Raw genomic sequence first — 17,086 nt, 5'->3', positions numbered from 1 at the left:
TGACACCCGAGCCGAAGGGATTCCCCGTGAGTGTCCTGACCCCGATCGCCGTCCCGCCCCGCCCGGCGGTGGCGCCCCGTGTGGTCGCCAAGGCGTGGATCTTCGTGTTCCTGGCGGCCAACGTGGTGCTCGCCACGGTGTTCTTCGCCGTCGGCGACCTGTCGGACGACCCGCTGATCAGCGCCGGGCGCCTCGCCGGCATTTACGCGGCACAGGCCATGGCCGCGCAGCTGCTGCTCGTCGCGCGCCTGCCGTGGCTCGACCGCCGGCTCGGCATGGACCGGCTCACGTCGTGGCACCGCTGGACGGGCTTCAGCCTGCTGTGGCTGCTGGTCGCGCACGTGGTGCTGGTGGTCGTCGGCTACTCCGCCATCGAGCGCACGAACGCGGCCGACGAGCTGGTGCAGCTGGCCAACACCACCGAGGGGATCCTGCGCGCGATCGTCGCGTTCGTGCTCATCCTGGTGGTCGGCGCGGCTTCCGCCCGCTTCGCGCGCAAACGGATGGCCTACGAGACGTGGCACTTCGTGCACCTCTACACCTACGCCGCGGTGGTGCTGGCCTTCACGCACCAGATCACCGTCGGGCAGTCGTTCGCGAGCCACCCGGCCGCCCGTGTGTACTGGTGGACGCTGTGGCTGGGCGCGGGTCTGGCCGTGCTGGCCGGGCGCGTGCTCTTGCCGTTGCGACGCAACCTGCGGCACCGGTTGCGGGTGGTCGCCGTGGTGCCCGAGTCGCCCGACACCGTGTCCGTGTACATGACCGGCCGCGACCTCGACCGGCTACCGGCTCGCGCGGGGCAGTTCTTCCTGTGGCGCTTCCTCACGCGTGACCGCTGGTGGCAGGCCAACCCGTTCTCCCTCTCGGCCGCGCCCGACGGCCGCACACTGCGGCTGACCGCCAAAGCCGTCGGCAGCTCCAGCGCGAGCCTTCGGTCGCTGCGCGTCGGCACGCGTGTTTTCGCCGAAGGCCCGTACGGCGCCTTCACCACCATCCACCAGCAACGGCCCAACGCGCTGCTGGTCGCCGGCGGCGTCGGCATCACGCCGATCCGTGCCCTGTTCGAAGACGTGAGCGGCCACGTCGTGCTGCTCTACCGCGTGCGGACACCGGCCGACGCCGTGCTTCTGCCCGAGCTGCACGCGCTGGCCAAGGCCCGCGGCGCGGTCGTGCACGTCCTCAGTGGACCGTCGGATCTGCACGGTCCCCACGGCCCCGTGCTCGGTCCCGCCGCGCTCCACGCGCTGGTGCCGGACATCGGCGACCGCGACGTGTTCGTCTGCGGTCCGCCCGGGATGACGTCGGCCGTGCTGCGCAGCCTGCGGGAGCTGCGCGTGCCCGGCACCCAGGTCCACGCCGAACGCTTCAGCCTGGCCGCGTGAGGAGCTTCCGATGAAGAAGACCATTTTCGTGGTCGCGCTGTCGATCGCCGGGTTCGTGGCCGTGTGGCGGTTTGACCCGACGCCGGCGACGAGCAGCACCACCACGAGCGCCCCTGCTCCGACAGCCGGCGCCGCACCGTCCACTTCGGCCGGTTCCGGCTCCGTGACCACGCGGGGCAGCGCCGAGCCGACCGAGTTCGGCACCGTGCAGGTGCAGGTGTCCTTCTCCGGCAGCCGGATCACTGACGTCACCCTCGTGCAGCAGCCGGACAGCGGCCGCGGCGTCGACGCGATCCCGCTGCTGCGCGAGGAAGCCCTGCAGGCGCAGAGCGCGGACATCGACACCGTCTCGGGCGCGACGCAGACCAGCGAGTCGTACATCAAGTCGCTGCAGGCGGCGCTCGACGCGAAGGGCTCGTGATGGCCACGCACGTCGAGCAGGTGATGGGGCTGCCCGTGTCGCTCGACCTGCGCGACGAAGGAGACTTCACCGGCGCCGTCGCCGACACGTTCCGGTGGCTGCGCGAGGTCGACGCCCGCTTCAGTCCGTTCCGCTCCGGCAGCGAAGTATGCCGCTACGACCGCGGCGAAACCACCGAACTCAGTGCGGACCTCGACGAGGTGCTCGGCCTCTGCGCGTACTACGAAGACCTCTCCGGCGGCGCCTTCTCCGCCCGGCTGCCGGGCCGAGGCCTGGACCCGTGCGCCGTCGTCAAAGGCTGGGCCGTGCAGCGCGCGGCCGATCGCCTCCACGCGGCCGGCGCACGCCGGTTCTGCCTCAACGCCGGCGGCGACGTCGTCACCGCGGGCGAGCCGGAGTCCGGACGGCCGTGGCGCGTCGGCATCCGCCACCCCGAACAGCCCGAAGCGGTGTGCGCCGTGGTCGCCTCGCGCGACGGCGCCGTCGCCACCTCGGCCGCGTACGAACGCGGCGCCCACGTGCTCGACGGCCGCACCGGTCTGCCCGCCACCGGATTGTTGAGCGTCACCGTCGTCGCCGAAGACCTCACGCACGCCGACGCGCTGGCCACCGCCGCGTTCGCCCTCGGCGCCGACGGCATCAGCTGGGTCGCCGAACAACCCGGCTGCGACGTGCTGATCGTCGACGCCCGGCGGCGCGTCCACCGCTCCCCCGGCCTCGCGCTCGCCTGACCCGAGTGTCCACAGTGCACTCGGTGAGATTCCGACCAGTGCCGACGTGATGTCGTTGTCACCGGATGTTCACGGTGGTGGTGAAACGCGGACCGGCGAGCTGCGTCGTACTGAGCGTGCTGCGGTTGACGACGGTTGCCGGTGCGGTGTGCGTGGTGGTCGCGTCGTTCTTGTCGGGAGGCGCGACGAGAGCGAGCGGCGTGGGGCTGCTGTGGTTCGTCGCCGGGGCGCTCGTCGCCGCGGCGCTGGGGCCGGCGCGGTCGCGCAAGGTGCGGGTCGCGGCGGCGGTTCTCGGGATCGCCACCGCCGCGGCCGCCGTGGTGCGGCTGGTGCTCGACGTGCGTGGCGGTGTGCCGGGCCTGGACACCCCGGTGCTCGCCGTGGGCGCGGTGGGAGTGGCGGTCGGGCTGCTCGACAGCACGTCGTGGCGGATCCGTCCCGTCGGCTTGCTGGTGGCCGTCGCCATGCTGGCCACAGCGATGGGGGCGCCGTTCGCCGCCGACCGGGTCGCCACGGCGAGCACGACCCGCGGCGTGCCGGACCTGACCCCCGAACCGGTGGCCGAAAAGCCCGGTGGCCGACAGTGGTCCTGGCAGCCACCGGCCGACGTGAGCGCGATGGTGGCCGCGGGGCACGGGGTCGTCGTCGCGGCCGCCGACGGTTCGGTGACGGCGCTCGACGGGCTCGACGGCAGCCGCGACTGGTCCTACGCCCGGGCCGGCGCTCACGTCCACGCGCTGCTCGCGTCCGCCGACCGGCGCACGGTCGTCGCCGCTTTCGCGTCGAAAACCGACAGCAGCAACGACCTGGTGGTCGTCCTCGACGCCGACACCGGCACTGCACGCTTCGACCGCGTGGTGCCGTCGGTTCTCGTCGAGACAGGGGAGATCCTGGTGGGCACCAAGACCTTGACCATCCGCGATGACGCGTACGCCGGCTACGACATCCAGACCGGCGACGAACTCTGGCACTGGTCCGCGCCGGCCGGGTGCGTGAACCCGTACACCTTGCCCGCGCAAGCCCGGACGGTGGTGCTCGCCGCGCTGGAGTGCGGGCGTTCCGCGGGACTCGTCGCGCTCGACGAGGTGACCGGGCACGAACGCTGGCGCCATGTGGTCGAGACCACTGGACCCGACGATGAACGGCTCGCCATCTCCCCCGCCACCACCACCGACGGTGCCGTCGTGTGGCTGCGGCTCGTCGGCCGCGCCGCCGCTCCCGGCTCGGTCCTCAACGGCCTGTACGACACCGAGACGGGCCGGCTGCTGGCCCAGCCGGACGCGTCGCGGTGGGTGCGGATGGACGTGGGACCGATTCCCGTGACCGAAGAGGAAAAGACGTCCGCCGAGGCCCTCGACCCCGGCACCGGCACCACGCACCCGATCGACCTCGGCGCATGCCCCGTGCGCTCGGCCGACGCCACCACCCGGCACACGTATCTCCGCGCGTGCCAGGACACCGGCCGCGACCTGACCCTGTTCGTGCAGAGCTTCGACGGCAGCGCGCCGACCAGCCGGGTGGTGCGGATGGACGGCTCGGGCCCGCTGTCGGACCTGCGGCTCGTGCCGGCGCCGGGCGCGATCGTCTTGGCGCGCAGCACGTACGGCGGCACGCCCGCGCCGGTCGTCGGCTTCCCCGGCTGAGGTCGGCGAAACCGCCTCGCGTGAGACCGTTCTTTTCGGGCAGACTGCGATCACCGCGACCGAACAGGGGAGACCGATGCCGTCCATCGTCGAGAACACCACCTTCGACTGCGCCGATCCGTATGCGCTGGCCCAGTTCTGGAGCGGCGTCCTCGGCCGGCCCGTCGCCGAGGAGGACGAGCCGGGTGACCCGGAGGTCGGCATCGAGCTCGACCACGGCGGCACGCTGCTGTTCATCCGCGTGCCAGAGACCAAGACCGTGAAGAACCGCATCCACCTGTGCCTCACGCCCGAAGGCCCGCGCGACGACGAGGTCGAGCGCCTGCTCGCCGCCGGCGCCACGATGTTCGACGACCAGCGCAACGCCGACGGCACCGGCTGGGCCGTGCTCCACGACCCGGAAGGCAACGAATTCTGCGTACTCCGCAGCAAGGCCGAAAAGGCAGCGAAGTGACCGAGTCGTTCGACCTCAACCGCGCCAATTGGGACGAGCGCGCGGCCGTGCACGCGAAGTCCGAGTACTACGGCTTCGAGCGCTTCCGCACGGACCCCGGGTACCTCAGCGACGTCGTGCGGTTCGACCTCCCGCGCCTCGGTGACGTCTCGGGCCTGCGCGGCGTGCACCTGCAGTGCCACATCGGCACGGACACGCTTTCCTTGTCCCGCCTGGGCGCGCGGATGTCCGGCCTCGACCTCTCCCCCGGCTCGCTGGCGGAAGCGCGCAAGCTCGCGGACAGCGTCGGCGCGGAGATCGACTACCACGAGGCCAACACGTACGACGCTGTCGACGTGTTCGGCGACGGCGCGTTCGACCTCGTCTACACCGGCATCGGTGCGCTGTGCTGGCTGCCGCGGATCGCCCAGTGGGCCACGGTCGTGGCGCGGCTGCTGAAGCCGGGCGGACGGTTGTTCCTGCGCGAGGGCCACCCGATGTTGTGGACCCTCGACGACGAATCCGAGCACGGCTGGCCGAAGTACGAGTATTTCGAGCACACCGAACCGCTCGTCTTCGCCGAGGAAACCACCTACGTCGAGTCCGACGGTCCCATCGTGAACAGCACCACGCACTCGTGGAACCATTCGCTGGGCGAAATCATCACAGCGCTGCTGGACAACGGCCTCACGCTCACCGCGTTCACCGAGCACGACACCGTGCCGTGGAACGCGTTGCCGAACGAAATGCGCCAAGTCGACGGCGGCGAATGGCGGCTGCGGGAGAACCCGCGGCGCCTCGCGGCGAGCTACACCCTGCAGGCGGCGAAGATTTCCTAGAGTGCGGGCATGACTCGTGCTCTTGTCGCCGTCGCCGCACTGGGCGGCACCATTTCCATGGCCCCCGGCCGCTCGATCGAAGACGGGGTGGTGCCGCGGCTGACCGCCGAGGACCTGCTCGGCGACCTCGGCACCGACCTGCCGATGGACCTCACGGCGGCCACGCTCGCCGGCATCTCCAGCGCGTCGATGGACTACGAGACGCTGCTGCGGACCCGCGATTGGGGTCTGAAGCAGGTGGCGGCGGGCGCGGCGGGACTCGTCGTGGTGCAGGGCACGGACACCCTCGAGGAGACGGCGTACTTCTTCGAGCTGACCTGGCCCCACGATGTGCCGGTGGTCGTCACCGGGGCGATGCGCAACCCGAGCCTGCCCAGCGCCGACGGCGCCGCCAACCTTCTTGCGGCGCTGACCGTCGCGGCCGAACCCCGCAGCCGCGGGCGCGGTGCGCTCGTGGCGTTCAACGACGACGTGCACTCGGCGCGCTGGGTGCGCAAGGCACACGCGAGCCACCTCGAAGCGTTTTCCTCGAACCCGGCGGGACCGCTCGGGCTCGTCGCGGAACGCAACGTGCACTACTTCCACCCGGCCGGCGGACGTCCGTCAGCGCTTCAGGTGGAAAGCGCCGACTTCTCGGGGCTGGTTCCGTTGCTGGAAGCGGGCATCGCGGATTCCGGCGAACTGCTCAAGCTCGTCCTCGACGGCGGCGCCGGCGGGGTGGTCGTGGCGGCCAGCGGCGTCGGCCACGTTTCGCGTGGGACCGCCGACGTGATCGCCGGCGCGAAGGTGCCGATCGTCGTCGCCTCACGCACCGGCGCGGGCACGACGTTCCGCGGCACCTACGGTTTCCACGGCTCCGAGTCGAGCCTGATCCGCCTCGGCGCGACGATGGCCGGCTGGCTCGACCCCCGCAAAGCCCGCGTCCTGCTTCAGGTCCTGCTCGCCACCGGCGCCTCGCGGGAACGCGTCGAGCAGGAGTTCCGCCTGCGTGGCGACCTGGACCGCTGAGGCGTCAGTCCCGGACCGGACCACCGAGCGGATCCATGTGGTACAGCCGCATCGCGCGCGGCCCGTCGCGGTAGACGTGCACGCTGATCGCCGGGTCGGGCCCGTCGTTGCGCATCTCGTGCACATACCCGGGTCCGAACACGCGCGACTGCCCGGCGGCCAGCGCGTGCACCTCGGTGACCGCGCGGCCGTCGGGTGAGCGGCGCGCGACGGTCTCGGTCAGCCGCCCCGAGACGACCGTGAACGCGCCGGTCGAGAACTCGTGGTCGTGCAGGTCGGTGTGCTGGCCGGGCAGCCAGCTCAGCAGCCAGACCTCCTGGCCGTCGCCGCGTTCCACGAGGGCGGAGAAGCGCTCGTCGGGGTCGTAGCGCAGGAGGTTCGCCCAGCGTTCGCGGTCTGCGGCCACCTGAAGGGCGACACGCACCGGGTGGCGCAGGGCGGGATTCTCGGGACGCAGCAGGGTGTTGTCCGGGACGGCGAACATGGTCGTTCCTCGCAGGAGAAAAGGGGGAGAAAGCTGGGCCGGGGCTGGGTTCACCGACAACAGCGACACGACGGCATGACCGGGCGGAGGTCACAGGACCCCGGCCGCGCGGTCATCAGGCACATCGTCACGCCGACAGCGAACCAGCGCCGGCCCCGGCGGTCAACCGCTTCCCAGCCCCTGGGAGATCAGCTCCACTCGTGCTTCTGCGAGCGCCCCAGCAGCTCCGCGCCGGCCCGGCGCGGGTCCACGCCCTCGTGGCACACGCGGTGCATCGCGTCGGTGATCGGCATGTCCACGCCCAGGCTGCGCGCCAGCTCGCGGATCGACGAGCACGACGTGACGCCCTCCGCGACCTGCCCGCCGGTGGCGGCCTGCGCCTGCTCCAGCGTGTCGCCGCGGCCCAGCCGTTCGCCGAAGGTGCGGTTGCGCGACAGCGGCGAGGAGCACGTGGCCACCAGGTCGCCGACGCCCGCGAGGCCCGCGAACGTGAGCGGGTCGGCGCCGAGCTTCGTGCCCAGGCGCGCTATCTCCGCGAGGCCGCGGGTGATCAGCGTCGCCATCGTGTTGGCGCCGAGACCGAGGCCCGCGGCCATGCCGCAGCTGAGCGCGATCACGTTCTTGCACGCGCCGCCGAGCTCGCAGCCGACGACGTCGGTGTTGGTGTACGGGCGGTAGTACTGGTTCGAGCTCGCCCGCTGGATCGCCACCGCGCGCTCGTGGTCCGCACAGGCCAGCACCGCCGCGGCCGGTTGCGCCGCGGCGATCTCGCGGGCCAGGTTCGGCCCGGAAACGACCACGATCTCGCCCGCGTCGACCTTCGCCAGCTCGGCGATCACCTCGCTCATCCGCTTGAGCGTGCCCAGCTCCACGCCCTTGGCCAGGCTCACGAGGATGGCCTCGGGCGGCAGCAGCGGCTGCCACGCGGTGAGGTTCTGCCGCAGGCTCTGGCTCGGCACGCCGAGCACCACGGCCTGCGCGCCGTCGAGCGCCGCGGCCGGATCGGCCGTCGCCGTGATGCGCTCGGGCAGCCGGGTGCCGGGCAGGTACGACTCGTTCGAATGCCGCGTCGTGATCTCCTCGGCGACCGACTCGCGGCGCGCCCACACGGTCACGTCGCGGCCGGCGTCGCCGAGGACCTTGGCGAACGCCGTGCCCCACGAGCCGGCGCCGAGCACCGTCACCCGCTGGACGTCGGTGGCGAAGGCGGCCATCAGGCGCCGTCCTCCGGCTTCTTCACGGGCGGCTCCTCGCGGCGGATCTCGGCGAGCAGCCGGGTGACCTCGTCCATCATCAGCTTGGTCACCTCACGCAGCGTCGAGGCGCTGCGGGGGTTGGCGTTCGCGTAGGCCGACAGGTCGAGCGGGTCGCCGACGAGGTGCGTGACGGTCTTACGCGGGAACGGCGTGAACTTCTTCGTGTAGCCGTTGTAGATCTGGTTGGTACCCCAGCGTGCGATCGGGATCACCGGCGCGTCGTTCTGCAGCGCCAGCCGCGCGACACCTGTGAACGACTCCTTGGGCCAGCCGGCCGGATCCTTCGTGATCGTGCCCTCGGGGTAGATCACGACGATCTTGCCCTCGGCCAGTGCCTCGTGCGCGGCCCGGAGGCTGTCGCCCGCCGCGCTGGAGTTGCGCGACACCGGGATCTGCCCCGACGCGGTCGCGATCTTCCCGAGGACCGGGACCTTGAGCAGGCTGTCCTTGAGGAAGAACCGCGGCACGCGCTTCTGGCGGTGCACGAACACCGCATCCACCACCGGGTCGAGGTGGGAGATGTGGTTCAGCACGAGCACCGCCGGGCCCTGGCGCGGAATCTTCTCCGCGCCGAGGTACGACCGCTTCCCGATCCGGGTCAGCGGGTAGAACACGAACGCGGCCAACCCCACCCAGAAGCCGCCCTTCTCACGCCGTGCCAAGTCTCCTCCTCCGAACGATCCACTCCGGCAGATCCTGCCGCGCCGGGGTTCACGCAGTCCAGGGAGGGTGCGCTCACCACGCACCACGGAGCTTTCGGGTAAAGATGGACACGTGGACGTGGACCTGGTCGTGCCGTTGAAACACCCCCGCGTGGGCAAGTCGCGCCTGCGTGGCGCGGTCGTCGAAGCGGAGCACGCCGAGCTGGTGCTGGCGCTGGCGTACGACACCCTGGCGGCGGTCACGTCGGTGGCCGGCGTGCGGCGCGTGCTGGTCGTGGCCGCGGACCCGGCGGCGGTGTCCGAACTGGCCGGGCTCGGCGTGGAGCTGGTGACCGAACCGGGCGACGGCGGGCTGAACGAAGCCCTGCGTCACGGAGCGGCTCTGCTGCGCGACGACGAACCGGACGGAATCGTCGGCGCCCTGCAGGCCGACCTGCCGGCCCTGCGCGCGGGCGATTTCGCCGACGCGCTGGCCGAGGCAGCCGGGCGGCGCGCGTTCGTCGCGGACCTCCAGGGCACCGGCACCACGCTGCTGCTGTCGGCTCCCGGCGCGCTGCTCGACCCGCGGTTCGGCGCCGATTCCGCCCAGCGGCACACCGATTCCGGAGCCGTCCGGCTGGCCGGGGCGGTGGTGTCGTTGCGCAGCGACGTGGACACTTCGGACGATCTCGAGCACGTGCGCGCGCTCGGCGTCGGCAAACGCACTGCGGCACTGCTGCCCGACGAATCCGTCCCATTGGGCTGAAGGTGTTCATTTGACCTTCACCGCGGTCTGCGCAAACTGCTGCTTCGTAGTGAACAATGGGCGTCGTGAGCACAGACGACGCCAGCACATCCGCCCGGAACGGACAGCCCGCCCGGCGGCGCAGGGCCAGCGCGGCGAAAGCTGAGGCGCCTGGAAGCCCCGCACGACACACCAGCGCAGCGAAGAAGACGCCTCCGAGCAAGAGCGTCGCTTCCGCCGACGCGGTGACCACGGCCGCCCGCGCGACCGCCGCCAAGGCGGGCACCAACGCCGCCGGCAAGGCCAAGACCGCCAAGAGCGAGCCGAAAACCGCGCCGGTGAAAACCTCGCGGGCCCGCAAGACCACCGCGGCCACGGCCGTGGCCACCACGGAGACCGCCCGGCCCGCGGCCCGGCGCACCACGGCCGCGGTCGACGCGTCGGGTGACGATTTCCGCGGCGTGCCCTCGGCTCCGCCTGCTGTCACCTCGAGCGCGCCGACCGCCGTCGAGACGCTGCCCGACGACCGGTACTTCAACCGCGAGCTGTCCTGGCTCGACTTCAACGCGCGGGTGCTCGCCCTCGCCGAGGACGAGTCGCAGCCGCTGCTGGAGCGGGCGAAGTTCCTCGCCATCTTCGCGTCCAATTTGGACGAGTTCTACATGGTCCGCGTGGCCGGCCTGAAGCGCCGCGACGACACCGGCCTGTCCGTGCGCAGCGCCGACGGCCTCACGCCGCGCGAGCAGCTGGACTACATCGCCAAGCGCAACCAGGACCTGGTGGAGCGCCACATCGGCGCGTTCGAAAATCACCTGCGCCCGGAGCTCGCGAAGCAGGACATCCAGCTCGTCGGGTGGGCGGACCTCGCCGGCGCCGACCAGCTGCGCCTGTCGAGCTACTTCTCGGAGCAGATCTTCCCGGTGCTCACGCCGCTGGCCGTCGACCCGGCGCACCCGTTCCCGTACATCTCGGGCCTGTCGCTCAACCTCGCGGTGACGGTGCGTGACCCGCAGGGCGGCACGGAGCGCTTCGCCCGTGTGAAGGTGCCGAGCAACGTGCCGCGCCTCATGCGCGTGGAGCCCGAACGCACCAGCCGCACGGCCACGTTCCTGCCGCTGGAGGAGCTGATCGCCGCGCACCTGGGCGAGCTGTTCACCGGCATGGAGGTGACGGAGCACCACGTGTTCCGCGTCACCCGCAACGCCGACTTCGAGGTCGAGGAAGACCGCGACGAGGACCTCCTGCAGGCACTCGAACGCGAGCTCGCGCAGCGGCGCTTCGGCCCGCCCGTGCGGCTCGAGGTCGCGGAGGACATGAGCGAGCACATGCTCGAGCTGTTGCTGCGCGAGCTCGAGGTGGACCCGGCCGACGTCGTCGAGGTGCCGGGTCTGCTCGACCTGACCTGCCTGCACCAGCTGTCCGGTGTGGACCGCAAGGAGCTCAAGGACCGGTCGTTCGTGCCGGCGACGCACCCGGCTTTCGGCGAGCGCGAGACGCCCAAGAGCGTGTTCGCGACGCTGCGCGAGGGCGACGTGCTGGTGCACCATCCGTACGACTCGTTCTCCACAAGCGTGCAGCGCTTCATCGAGCAGGCCGCGGCCGACTCGAAGGTGCTGGCGATCAAGCAGACGCTCTACCGCACATCGGGCGACTCCCCGATCGTCGACGCGCTGATCGACGCCGCCGAGGCCGGCAAGCAGGTCGTGGCATTGGTCGAGATCAAGGCGCGCTTCGATGAGCAGGCCAACATCACGTGGGCGCGCACGCTGGAGCGCGCGGGCGTGCACGTGGTCTACGGCCTCGTCGGGCTCAAGACCCACTGCAAGGTGTCGATGATCGTGCGCCAGGAAGGCTCGACCATCCGGCGCTACTGCCACATCGGCACCGGCAACTACAACCCGAAGACCGCGCGCCTGTACGAGGACATCGGCCTGTTCACCGCCGACCCGAGCATCGGCGCCGACGTGACCGACCTGTTCAACGTGCTCACGGGCTACTCGCGGCAGGACACCTACCGCACGATCCTCACGTCGCCCCACGGCATCCGCCGCGGCATCGTGCGCGCGATCGGCGAGGAGATCGAGCTCGCGCGCGCCGGGCAGGACGCCGGGATCCGGATCAAGTGCAACTCGCTCGTCGACGAGCAGGTGATCGACGCGCTGTACCACGCTTCGCAGGCCGGGGTGCCCGTCGACGTGGTGGTGCGCGGGATCTGCGCGCTGAAGCCGGGTGTCGAGGGGCTGTCGGAGAACATCCGCGTCCGCTCGATCCTGGGCCGGTTCCTGGAGCACTCGCGGGTGTTCCACTTCCGCGCCGGCGGCACGCACTGGATCGGCAGCGCCGACATGATGCACCGCAACCTCGATCGTCGTATCGAAGCGCTGGTGCGCGTGAAGGACACGAAGCTCACGCAGCAGCTCGACGCCGTGCTCGACTCGGCGCTCGACCCGACCACGCGGTGCTGGGTCCTCACGGCCACCGGCGAGTGGCAGCCCTCACCCGCCGCCGGTTCTCAGGTGCGCGACCACCAGGTGGAGCTCGCGAAGCTGCACGGGGCCGCCGGATGAGCGTGGACGTCCGCGCAGCCGGTGCGGTGCTGTGGCGCCGCGCCGGTGACGGGTTCGAAGTCGCCCTGGTGCACCGGCCTCGTTACGACGACTGGTCATTGCCGAAGGGCAAGGTCGATTCGGGTGAGACCCTCGCCGCCACCGCGGTGCGGGAGGTGTGGGAGGAAACCGGCTACCGCGTCGTGCTGGGGCGCCACGTCGCGCAGAGCGCGTACGACGTGCCCGCCCGCAGCGGCGGTGGCATGCTGAAGAAGACCGTCGACTACTTCAGCGGCGAAGCGGTGTCGGGAACTTTCCTGGCCAACCACGAGGTCGACGAGCTGCGCTGGCTCGACGCGGTCGCGGCCGAGCGCCTCCTCACGCGCGACACGGACGTGCGCGTGCTGCGCGAGTTCTGCGCGCTGCCGGTGTCGCTGATTACCGTGCTGCTCGTCCGCCACGCCAAGGCAGGCAAACGCGACGACTGGACCGGCGACGACGACCTGCGCCCCCTGTCCGACGCCGGCCAGCGCCAAGCCGAAGCCCTGCGCATCCTGTTGCCTTGTTTCGGGCCGGACCGGGTTTTTTCGGCCCCGCGCCTGCGGTGCGTGCAGACCGTGCGAGGCGTCGCGGAGGACCTGGGCGTCGACGTGCGCCACGAGAACCTCCTCTCGGAAGAGGGCTACTGGCCCGACCCGGTCCTCGGGATCGCCCGCCTCCTCGCCATCGCCGGCGGCGGGGGTACCCCCTTGATCGCCAGTCAGGGCGGCGTGATCCCGGACCTGATCAGCGCCCTGGCCGACCGCGACGGCACCGAGCTCGCCGCCGCCCGCGGGGGCGTCGTGCCCAGCAAGAAGGGCTCCCTCTGGGTCCTTTCCTTCCTCCCGCCGTCCGGCGACATCGGCCCGCGCCTCGCCGGCGCGGACTACTACCCGACGCCGTTGCCCGCACCCGCCCCTTCGCAACACTGACGCAGTTCTTCTGTTCGGGCCTCCCCGCCGGCTGTTGTCGCCGCGGGGAGGCCTTCCGCGTTTCGGGGAATGGCGGTGTTCGAATGGGCTCGAAAAGTGGGCGGGTCGCTATTCGCGGGGTGGCTTGGCGGGGATTCTATAGAGAGGGCTATTCCCGCCGAGGTTGGCCGGCTATGGGTACACAAGTCCGCCCGAACGGCGGATCGAGCGCTCGGGCTGGGGGCGAAATTTCATCCCGCCTTGCGTCGTGGGACCGTCGGCAGGGGCGCTCAGGCTCGCCGTGGGCTGTCCGTCTCGCCTCCGCAGAACCCTCGGCCGCGCTGTGGCCCTCGTCGCCCCAGCGACGCCCCCAGCCCACGACTCCCCGGTGGGGCAACGATCTCGGCTGAGCCTTCCTCGCTCTGCGTTGGGGGGTGAATCCGCAGCTCCAGGCCATATCTGCCAGCCGGACCTCGGATGTGTTGCCCCGCAGCCGATCCACCCGACGGTCCCGCCGCTCCCGCGTCCTTCCCCGTGGGATCCCGGTAACCACAGCCTCGAACGTCGGTTCCGCCGCGCTCCTCCCGAGCACCGCAGGCACACGACAACGTGCGGCAAGGTCCGCGCGGCACGCCCCCGCTTCCCCGGCCCTCCCAGCCACGTTGCAAGCTCAGCCCCGGGAAGAACACCAAGCTGCGCGCCACTTCCCAACGCCGCAGCAGCCCTCCTGCGGCCGAGGAAACCGCACCCCGCGCGGTGCCACTACCTTCACCCAGCAGACCAAACCCCGGCGTCACGCACGCCGCGAGCCCGACCACTCCAGCCATTCCGGTTGAGCACCACGGCCGATCTCCGGAGAGATGATCGAGGAGCGCCTGAGCCTCGCCGCCCGACCACGGCTTACCCAACCTCGCGTGGACCGAGAGCGCGAACATGCAGGTAGCGCGCCATTCCCAGCGCTTCGCACCACGCCCACCCCGGTCATCCCGATGGGGATCGCAGCCACTCCCTGCAGGCAAGGGGAAGACCGCGGCAGCACCCCACCGCTCCGCCGCGCAGCGCCCGACCTGACTCGAGCCGAGCGCGCGAACAAGGAGGTAGCGCGCCATTCCCAGCGCACTGCATCGCATCCATCCCGGTCATTCCAGGACCGCCGCCAGCAGAGAGACCAGGGACGTCCGCGGCAGCACCCCGTCGACCACAACCCCCGTGCAGATCGAGCGCGCAAGCATGCAGGCGGCGCTCCATTCCCAGCGCACCGCACCCATCCCGGCCGTTCCAGCACAGGAGCCCAGCCACCAGAGAGAGACACAAGCGACGTCCGCAGCAGCACCCCGCCAACCACAACCCCGCGCAGGCCGAGCGCGCGAACATGTGGGCGGCCCTCCATTCCCAGCGCATTTGCACCGCACCCATTCCGACCGCTCCGGCACAGGACCGCAGCCACCCCCGAGAGACAGGGGAAGTCCGCGGCAGCACGCCGCCGACCACAACCCCGCGCGGATCGAGCGCGCGAGCATGCAGGCGGCGCACTATTCCCAGCGCACCGCACCCGTCCCAGCCGTTCCGGCACAACCTCGACGCCCCGACAAATACGAGAGGACAGCTGCGGCACCCCACCCCGCCACCACGCCGCACGCAACCTCGCGCGGCCCGCGAGCCGATCATGCAGGTAGCGCACCACTTCCAGCTCACCGCACCACAGCCATCCCGGCTAGTTCGGGCACAGCCGCTCTCCCAACAGATGCGAGAAGACGGCGGCGGAACCCGCCGCGCGACCACGCCGTTCGCACCCTTACCTGGGCCGGAGAGCGCGAACACGCAGGTAGCACACCATTTCCGGCGCGTCGCACCTTAGCCGTCCTGCGGATCAAGAGCGCGAGGAATGCGCGATAGCGCCCTCATTTCCCAGGCCACGTTCGCGTCCTGACATCCGCCGCGTGGCAGAGCTGCCGGCCCGAGGCCGAGGCCGCACCGTGAGCTGGGCGGCGATTCCGCTGATAGGAAGCTGGGAGTTGATTGCGCGTCCCCGCATTCCACCGTGCCGCAGTCGGGCGGTAAGTGAGTGCCACAGTGATCTATCGCAGGCGTGCCTGGCGATTGCCGGCCTCGGCATTGCGATGCTCGCGGGAGCCGGCCTGCAGAAGTACACCGGACAGACCCGATGGCTGGACCGCGCCCAACCCGTTACGCCAGAGCGTCGGGCCGCGTTGTTCGTGGCGGGCTCTCGGCTTATGCAGCAGCGTGTTCTCGTCCGCCGTTCTATGCTGCGCGAGCCACGAGTGCGCAGGCCCCGTCATTCCTGTGCGGTGCCGTGATCCTGCAGGCCAGAGCATGCGCACCGGCGCCGTCGGGCAATACCGGGCGACCGAGCCAGGGCGCATCGTTCCCCTGCCAGCCCCAGCATTCCCACGGCCCCAAGCTGGCCAGACCCGATGTCCAACACCGCACCCAACTTGGCCAGAACCACCCCACACATGCGGCAGGGCCCCCTCCCGAGATGGGAGGGGGCCCTGCCGTGAAGTGCACGTCCCGGCGTAAACGCCGGGGTGGTGCTACTTCTTCTTCGCAGCGCTGGTGCGCTTGGCGGCCGGCTTGGCGGCGGCGGCCTTCTTCGCAGCAGGCTTGGCAGCGGCCGGCTTCGCGGCAGCGGCCTTGGTCGCCGTGGCCTTGGCGGCCGGCTTCGCAGCGGCAGCCTTGGTGGTCGTGGTGGCGGCCTTCGCGCGCGTCGCGGCGGGCTTGGCGGCGGCGGTCTTCGTCGCAGCGGCCGGCTTCGCAGCGGTGGCGCGGGTACGCGTCGTGGTGGAGCGCGTGGTGGCCGGGCGGGTCGCCGCGGTGCGCGAGGCAGCCGCACGCGTGCCGGTCGCCGCGGTCGCGCGCGTGGTGGTCGCGCGGGAGGCGGTGGCAGCCGTGGCGGTGGTGGTGCGCTTGACGGCGGTGGCCTTCGGCAACTTCTTCGTGCCGGAGATGACGTCCTTGAACGTCGTGCCCGCACGGAAGGCCGGCACGTTGGTCTTCTTCACCCGCACCGTCTCACCCGTGCGCGGGTTACGCGCGGTCCGAGCGGCACGGGCACGCTTCTCGAACACACCGAACCCGGTGATGTTCACCTTCTCGCCCTTGTTGACCGTCCGGATGATGATGTCGACGAGACCGTCGACGGCCTCCGAAGCAACCTTTTTGTCGCCCAGACGCTCCGACAGCGCCTCGATCAGCTGGGCCTTGTTGGCCATTCCAGTCCTCCAAGAAGAACTCTTCGTCCACGGCCACGTCGGCCGAACTCTTCAATAGTATTACCCATAAGGCGAAGAAGTCCAAACGGGACCCTTGGTTTTTCCGTTGGCGTGTCTGCGGTCCGCCCTTTCGAAGGGCTCGAGAACGGTCGAAATAACCGACACCTTATTCGCTCTTGTGTTCGATTGTTCGCGCAGAGTGGGGCTCTACCAGCGGTTTTGGCCCAGCCACCACCGCGGCCCCGTGCTTCTCCAGTGGCGGAAGGCGATCTTGCCCCGGGCCCGGGAGTGTCCTTTGCGGACTGACGAACGACGGCCCGACGATCGTCGGAAATCCGGTGCGCGGCGGCCCGGCGGGGCGGGCAGGGCGTCCCCGGGGAGGGTCGGAACCCCTGCCGCGGCGGGGGTTCGGCGGCCCGGCGGCGACGCCCGTTGGGCGGCAAAGGAGTCGGCCGGCGGACCGGAGCCGGCCACGAAACCCGACAAAGCAGAACCCCCAAGAGCGGCAACGGGTGCGCACCCCGGACCTCCGGCACGGGTCCGGTCGCGTGAAGACTCGGCCAAGCGTGTGACCGGCGAAGGCCCCGGACCGGCGTTCCGTGTGACGCAAGGGCAGGCGGCGCTCGGCCGAGCGGGTGGCACCGCGGTGAACGACGGTTCGGCCGTCCGAAGCCGTGCCAGGGACAGGTATCGGGCCCGCACCGGATGCCCGCGAGTGACCTGAAGCACCCGGCTCACTCAGCGAGGGAACGGCCCCTCGGCACGGAACACGAG

At 71.0% G+C, this 17,086-nt stretch carries 14 protein-coding genes; 10 read left to right on the top strand and 4 right to left on the bottom strand.

What is annotated here, in order from left to right; genetic code table 11:
• Positions 1-26: 26 nt before the first annotated feature.
• The 7 genes from AB0H62_RS39320 (at position 27) to AB0H62_RS39290 (ending at position 6,457) form a co-directional block, all read left to right on the top strand.
• Entirely contained in the window at positions 27-1,382 is a 1,356-nt protein-coding gene (locus tag AB0H62_RS39320) for a ferredoxin reductase family protein (protein ID WP_360591730.1), read from the top strand.
• A gap of 10 nt (positions 1,383-1,392) precedes the next feature.
• Positions 1,393-1,803: an FMN-binding protein gene (locus AB0H62_RS39315; protein ID WP_360591728.1), complete on the top strand. Its 411-nt coding sequence runs from the start codon at positions 1,393-1,395 to the stop codon at positions 1,801-1,803.
• Positions 1,803-2,534: an FAD:protein FMN transferase gene (locus AB0H62_RS39310; RefSeq protein WP_220237636.1), complete on the top strand. Its 732-nt coding sequence runs from the start codon at positions 1,803-1,805 to the stop codon at positions 2,532-2,534. The genes AB0H62_RS39315 and AB0H62_RS39310 overlap by 1 nt, the downstream gene beginning before the upstream one ends.
• Positions 2,535-2,611: 77 nt before the next feature.
• Entirely contained in the window at positions 2,612-4,177 is a 1,566-nt protein-coding gene (locus tag AB0H62_RS39305; protein ID WP_360591726.1) for a PQQ-binding-like beta-propeller repeat protein, read from the top strand.
• A 76-nt stretch (positions 4,178-4,253) separates the two neighbouring features.
• Entirely contained in the window at positions 4,254-4,631 is a 378-nt protein-coding gene (locus AB0H62_RS39300) for a VOC family protein (RefSeq protein ID WP_220237634.1), read from the top strand.
• Positions 4,628-5,449 (top strand): class I SAM-dependent methyltransferase, encoded by an 822-nt coding sequence (locus AB0H62_RS39295; protein ID WP_220237633.1) that lies wholly within the window; start codon positions 4,628-4,630, stop codon positions 5,447-5,449. The genes AB0H62_RS39300 and AB0H62_RS39295 overlap by 4 nt, the downstream gene beginning before the upstream one ends.
• A gap of 9 nt (positions 5,450-5,458) precedes the next feature.
• Positions 5,459-6,457, top strand: coding sequence for an asparaginase (locus AB0H62_RS39290; RefSeq protein WP_220237632.1), 999 nt, complete (start codon positions 5,459-5,461; stop codon positions 6,455-6,457).
• 4 nt (positions 6,458-6,461) lie between these two features.
• Here AB0H62_RS39290 and AB0H62_RS39285 read toward each other — a convergent pair whose 3' ends face one another.
• From AB0H62_RS39285 to AB0H62_RS39275, 3 genes are all read right to left on the bottom strand, one after another.
• Complete coding sequence (locus tag AB0H62_RS39285; protein ID WP_220237631.1) at positions 6,462-6,941, bottom strand: cysteine dioxygenase family protein; 480 nt, start codon at positions 6,939-6,941, stop codon at positions 6,462-6,464.
• 188 nt (positions 6,942-7,129) lie between these two features.
• Positions 7,130-8,155, bottom strand: coding sequence for an NAD(P)H-dependent glycerol-3-phosphate dehydrogenase (locus AB0H62_RS39280; protein ID WP_360591722.1), 1,026 nt, complete (start codon positions 8,153-8,155; stop codon positions 7,130-7,132).
• A complete protein-coding gene (locus AB0H62_RS39275; protein WP_220237629.1) occupies positions 8,155-8,859 on the bottom strand; it encodes a lysophospholipid acyltransferase family protein in 705 nt (234 codons plus the stop codon). Before AB0H62_RS39275 ends, AB0H62_RS39280 begins: the two co-directional genes overlap by 1 nt.
• A 112-nt stretch (positions 8,860-8,971) precedes the next feature.
• Between AB0H62_RS39275 and cofC the strand changes: the two genes are divergently transcribed.
• The 3 genes from cofC to AB0H62_RS39260 are packed head-to-tail and all read left to right on the top strand — an operon-like array spanning position 8,972 to position 13,100.
• Complete coding sequence (cofC, locus tag AB0H62_RS39270) at positions 8,972-9,604, top strand: 2-phospho-L-lactate guanylyltransferase (protein WP_220237628.1); 633 nt, start codon at positions 8,972-8,974, stop codon at positions 9,602-9,604.
• A 56-nt stretch (positions 9,605-9,660) separates the two neighbouring features.
• Complete coding sequence (locus tag AB0H62_RS39265; protein WP_220237627.1) at positions 9,661-12,150, top strand: RNA degradosome polyphosphate kinase; 2,490 nt, start codon at positions 9,661-9,663, stop codon at positions 12,148-12,150.
• On the top strand, positions 12,147-13,100 hold the full coding sequence (locus AB0H62_RS39260; protein WP_360591719.1) for an NUDIX hydrolase: 954 nt from the start codon (positions 12,147-12,149) through the stop codon (positions 13,098-13,100). The genes AB0H62_RS39265 and AB0H62_RS39260 overlap by 4 nt, the downstream gene beginning before the upstream one ends.
• Before the next feature lie 2,534 nt (positions 13,101-15,634).
• On the opposite strand, the gene AB0H62_RS39255 is transcribed toward AB0H62_RS39260, so the two are convergent.
• Positions 15,635-16,312 carry an HU family DNA-binding protein gene (locus tag AB0H62_RS39255; protein ID WP_220237625.1) on the bottom strand — a complete coding sequence of 226 codons (678 nt, stop codon included), beginning with the start codon at positions 16,310-16,312 and terminating at the stop codon, positions 15,635-15,637.
• Positions 16,313-17,086: the final 774 nt, after the last annotated feature.

The organism is Amycolatopsis sp. NPDC050768 (assembly GCF_040654155.1).
Classification (GTDB): domain Bacteria; phylum Actinomycetota; class Actinomycetes; order Mycobacteriales; family Pseudonocardiaceae; genus Amycolatopsis.
Note: the sequence above shows the minus strand (reverse complement) of the source record. Positions and strands in the feature narration are given on the sequence as shown.